General features: G+C 32.0%; 1 protein-coding gene. It reads right to left on the reverse strand.

The annotated features are described in order from the left end of the window. Window positions 1–496 (reverse strand): nucleotidyltransferase domain-containing protein (locus tag ACOMCU_RS28290; protein ID WP_421052317.1); only part of this gene is annotated, 496 nt, incomplete at its 3' end. Window positions 497–556: the final 60 nt, after the last annotated feature.

The following is a 556-nucleotide window of genomic DNA, read 5'->3' on the forward strand; positions in this document are numbered from 1 at the left end:
ATGGTTCTAAAACCATTTTACTTAGTTGAACAACTTTTCTTTTCTCACCCGTTTTATAAAAAGTATCAAAGGCTTCAATGAATTCTTCGGTAAATTTTACATCGTAATGCTTCAAAGCACGAACAACCCATTTTGAAGAACCTATCCAACAACCATTAGTTCTTAGCACAAATTCATGAATAAGCTCAGCTAATGTGTTAGCTATAAATATTTCTTCGGCTCGATTATTACAACCTATAAAATCATCTAGGACATCAGTTAAAAAATATCGCTTTGTCGTAATTATTTCTTCTGTCCATCTTTCAGGACCCTTATCCAACATCTCTTTAGCTTCTTCTTTAATAGAGTCTATAATTCCTTCATCTTTTAAAATAATCCCTTCTAATAACATTTTTTGCATAGAAGGCTTAGCATCTTTATAATCCATTTCGAAAAAATGTTTATAAGAAGTTAGATTATGGACGAAAATCTCTATTGGCCAACCAAAATCTATCAATGACTCCCTGTACGACGAGGTTATACTTTTTTCAAAAACGACAATATCAAGGTCAGAGGT

The organism is Lysinibacillus sp. UGB7 (assembly GCF_049058285.1).
Taxonomy (GTDB): Bacteria; Bacillota; Bacilli; order Bacillales_A; family Planococcaceae; genus Lysinibacillus; species Lysinibacillus sphaericus_B.